This is a genomic window from Sutterella sp. KLE1602, assembly GCF_001578585.1.
Classification (GTDB): domain Bacteria; phylum Pseudomonadota; class Gammaproteobacteria; order Burkholderiales; family Burkholderiaceae_F; genus Sutterella; species Sutterella wadsworthensis_A.
On the sequence record NZ_KQ968553.1, the window covers coordinates 1 to 4,363 of the forward strand.

A 4,363-nucleotide genomic window follows, 5' to 3' on the forward strand; every position below is an offset into this window, starting at 1 on the left:
CCGGCCGTGGCGTTGCCGCCCGTGGCCTGTTCAAGAGCCTTGTTGCCGTCAGCGGTGAACTTGCCGGTCTCATCGTTGAAGAAGGCGGGCGTGTCAAGGGCGGACAGGATGGCCATTTCCTTGGCGCCGACACCCTTCGTGAAGGCGTCCTTCAGGCGGGCGTCAACCGTCTTGTCGGCGACGAGACCGTCATTGTAGGAGAGCGTCACGACGCCGGTGGCGGCATCAACGTCCTTATCGTTGACGACAACATAGATGGAGTCGGTGTCGATATTGGCGGTGTTCGTGATCGCGCCGCCGAGGTCGATCTGACCGAGCTTGGTGATGTTCAGGATTTCAACTTCACCACCGTTGAGGTTGAGGGCCGTGCTGTTGCCGAAGACGGAGAGGTCGGCTTCAGCGGCGGGCTTGCCCGTGTAGAGGAAGCTGGCGGCGTCAATGCCGTAGATGCCGTTGGCGTTGACGTTGACGGTGGTGGCAGCGGCGGCCAAGGCGCCGGTCGCGGGAGCTTCACCAATGTTGATCACGGCACCTTCGGCGAGCTTGAGCTGACGGTCGACATAGGCGACGGAGAGGTCTTCGTCGGCATACTCGGCAGCGTAGGCGAGGCCGGCGGCGCGGTTCGTCGTGAGAACGCCGCGGTCAGTGACGGTGACCTTGCCGGTGAGTTCGGAAACGTCCTTCTTGACGTTGCCAGTGAGGACGAGCGCGCCGGTGACCTTGGCGCCGTCGGTGGCGTCAGTGGTCTTGACGGAGTTGGCGGTCAGGATGCCGTCGATCTTAGCCGTGGTGGCTTCAACAGCGCGAGCGGTGAAGTCGCCGGCGACCGTGAGTTCGGTGGCCTTGAGCGTGTCAACATTCACGTTGCCGGAGTTGCCGGCCGTGCCGAGGACGAGCTTGCCCGTTTCGACAGTAGCGACCGTGGCGCCGAGGTTCTTGAAGACGTCGCCGCCATTGCCGGCGAGCGTGAGCGTGTTATCGCCGTTATTCAGGGCAACACTCTTGGCCGTCTTGTCCGTCATCTTGGAGAAGTCGATCGCACCGACGGTGGCCCTATCCGTGATGGCGAAGGAACCGTCCGTGTCCGCTTCGCCGGTGTACGGGGCGAGGATTCGACCGCTGACAGACGTTGCATCAAGCTTTTCGCCTTCGCCGAGCTTAAGCGTGCCGTTGGCGAAGACGATCCTGATCGTATTCTTGCTGTCGATGAGGTTCTGAGCCTTCTCGAGGTCGGCGAGCGAGTATTCGAAGGCGGTGGACGTCAGGTTGAGCGTACCGTTGCCGGAAAGGAAGGCTGCGTTGCCGGTGGCTTCATATTCGGGCTTGGCTTCGGCGTCAGCAGCGGCAGCGGCCTTCTCCTTAATGAAGTCGGTGGCGGCAGTCTGGAACGTACCGTTTTCGAGCTTGAGGGTACCGGCTGCAGTGTACTTGTCAGCAATCGGTTCAAAGGTGAGGGCGCCGGTGTTGATAAGGGTGGAATCGTTGACGACAACCTTGCCGGCTGTACCTTCACCGTGATAAAGGTGGAGGCCACCGACGGTAACGACGGCCTTTTCACCGACTCTCCTTGGCACCGACGGTCAGCTTGGAGAAGTTGTGCTCGCCGCCTTTGAGAGTGACGGTACCCTTCTGATCCAACGTGCCGACCTTGAGGTTGCCCGTGAAGACCTTGCCGGCGACATGCATCTGGGCGTGGTCATACGTAAAGCTCTGGTCGCGGGCGATGAGGAGCTGATCCTTAGGCAGGTCGGCGTCCGACTTCAGGTCGACGCGGGAGTTGAGCTTCGTGATGTTGAAGATGCTGCCTTCGTTAACGGTAACCGTCTTGAAGGTGTTGTCGTCGCCCCAGATGGAGGCGTTCAGACGGGAGTCGTCAAGGGTCACGGTTTCGTAGGTGGACTTCTGGTCGTCTTCGAGCGTGATGTTGGCGTTGTTCTTCAGCACAAGATATGCGGCGACAGTAGCCTTGTCCTTCTGCTGCTCGGTCTTGATCTTCATCGTGTCGACGGTGGCGTCGAACGTAAGGGTGGTCGTGCCAGCGGCGAGATGAACGAGGCCGTTGACATCGGACTTGGCGCCGAAGTTGAGCGCCGTGTTGTTGACATCGCCCTTGACCTCAATGGCGGTAGCGCCCTTGCCTGCGGTGATGGTGCCGTTATTCGTGAACTTGGCGCCCGTCTGATCCTGGATGAGAACGCCGTGGCCGAAAACGTGTTGGCTGCTTTCAGTGTTCACTTCACCCACGCTGATGAGGCCGTTGTTGACGGCTTCAGAGTTGGCGGCGCCGCCGAGTTCCATGCCGGCACCCGTCGATTCAACGTAGATGGAGCCGTTGTTGACGATCTTGGAAGCCGTGTCACCTGTACCGACACGCATGCCGTAAGCGTCCTTGGCGACGATCTTGCCCTCATTGATGGCGGTGGCACCTTTGCCGGCCCAGATGGCGTCGTTCTGATAGTTCACGCCACCTTCGCCGGACGTCACATAGATCGTGCCCTTGTTCGTAAAGGTCACATCTTTACCGGAGACGCCGAAACCGCTGGCATGAGTTCCGGTGCCGGCACCGGTGACCCAGAGGGTCTTGTCGAAGGTCTTATCCTCTTGCAGGCTGGCCCACGGAAGCGTGCCATTCGAGAGCTCGAATGCATTTTCGTTCTGGATCTTATCCCAGGTGGTATCGGTGATGACCGCCTTGGTTGCAGCCTCGAGGCCCTCGGGAGCATCCTTCCATTCGGCAGCCATCGTGGAGCCGGCAACACCGGCGAGCATCGTCGCGACCGCAGCGGCCACGACCGTCTTCGTGCCCTTGGCCTGCACGGAGGACGTCACTTCATTGACGACCATCAGGGCGCCGCGCGCCTTGTTGAAAACAACTTTGAAAGTGGAGTTCATTTGTTTTCCTAGTTGGTTTAGGGAGTATCAGCGATTCCCGCTGGTGCGAAGAATTCGCGATAACGCAGTTTTGGGTGATTTGGTTTTTTGGCGTCTAGGTGGAAACCCTGAGGGGGGGGTGAAGTTTTGCAGATAATTCGATCCGACTGAACTGCAGGGAAGTACATTGAGATTGATCACTGTATTCCAATCAATATTGACGTGTTGCGAAAGTGCAACAGTTGGTTTTTGAGATCACCTTACAGCTGACTGGATGCTTGAGGAAATCGAGGCCTCGTTTATTTGGCGAAAGATGAGCGTTGCTGATGATGCTGAATGCCGGTTGTTCCCGAACGGAACGTGTGATTCCGTTCGGGAATGCCTTCAATTACGCTTGCAGAACTGCGTGTTGGGTGGAGCAAGGGATTGGAAAAGCGATGATCGGATCGGGAGAGCAAGTTCTTCCAATGCGGACAGATGGTTGTTGAAGCTTGTCCGTTGGGATTGAGTTTGGGGAGGAAAGAAGAAGTAGATGAAGAAAGGCCCCGCATCCCGTGAAGGATGCGGAGCCTTGACTTCAAGTGAGCCTGTCGTCCGAGACCCGAAGGCCCCGGAACATCAGGTCATCAGAAGTTGTAGCGGAAGTTCGCGTTGACCTGAGTGTTGGCGCGATCGTCCGGGCCGAAGCCGTAGGAGGCGTTCAGACCGAAGGACATGTTGTCCTTGACCGCTTCAACGCCGAGGACGTTGTTGAAGAGGCCGCCGGAGAGGATCGTGATGTCGCCGGCCGTGCCGAAGGCTTCAACTTCCTTGTCGCCGAGCTGCGGAACGATCGTGAAGTCGTAGGACGGGACGAGCTTCCAGCCGGTGGCTTCGAACGTGCCCGCGAACTTGACGCCGATCGGGGCTTCAAGGACGTTCATGTTCTGCTCGTCGTTGAAGGCCACGGCATCGGTGTCGATGCGCGTGTAGCGAAGACCCATGTGCGGAACGACGGAGAAGGCGCCGTTCTGGTAGGCCGTGAAGTCGCCGCGAACACCGAACGTGATCGTCGTGGCGTCGGAGGCGTCGCCGAGACCCGTGAAGTCATTGCTGAAGTCGATGTAGCCGAGGTCAGCCTTGACGTTGAGGCCAGAGAAGTCCTTCGAGGCGTAGACGGAGAGACCGACGAAGTCGGAGCTGAGCGAGTTGGAGAGAACACCGCCTTCGCTGTCAGCGTCAGCCGTACCGACCGTGAGCGCAGCGCCGAGCGTGCCGCCGCAGGCAGCCGTGTAGTCAAAGCCGAGGACGCCACCGTAGATGTCGGCGGAGTAGCCGAAGTCACCGTAGATTTCCTTGGCTTCGTTCTTGGCGTAGAAGACGTCGGCCCAGACGCCCATGCCGGCATGCTCGGAGAGCTGGTGGCGGACGATGGCGTCGGTGACCTGGGCGTTGGCGTCGTAGGCGACGTTCAGAACGCCGGCCGTGGCGTTGCCGCCCGTGGCCTGTTCAA

At 59.4% G+C, this 4,363-nt stretch carries 3 protein-coding genes; all 3 read right to left on the reverse strand.

Translation table 11 applies throughout. From position 1 onward, the window contains the following. The coding region (locus tag HMPREF3036_RS07530; protein ID WP_156469776.1) for a hypothetical protein at positions 1-1,574 on the reverse strand (1,574 nt) is incomplete at its 3' end. Next, positions 1,555-2,892 carry an ESPR-type extended signal peptide-containing protein gene (locus tag HMPREF3036_RS07535; RefSeq protein WP_062333170.1) on the reverse strand — a complete coding sequence of 446 codons (1,338 nt, stop codon included), beginning with the start codon at positions 2,890-2,892 and terminating at the stop codon, positions 1,555-1,557. The genes HMPREF3036_RS07535 and HMPREF3036_RS07530, both read right to left, overlap by 20 nt. A gap of 605 nt (positions 2,893-3,497) precedes the next feature. Further along, positions 3,498-4,363: autotransporter outer membrane beta-barrel domain-containing protein (locus HMPREF3036_RS07540; RefSeq protein WP_156469777.1), on the reverse strand; the 866-nt coding region annotated here is incomplete at its 5' end.

Excerpts from the sequence above, each read along its gene's own strand:
- HMPREF3036_RS07535 (WP_062333170.1), bottom strand. The coding sequence starts at position 2,892 with ATGAACTCCACTTTCAAAGTTGTTTTCAACAAGGCGCGCGGCGCCCTG.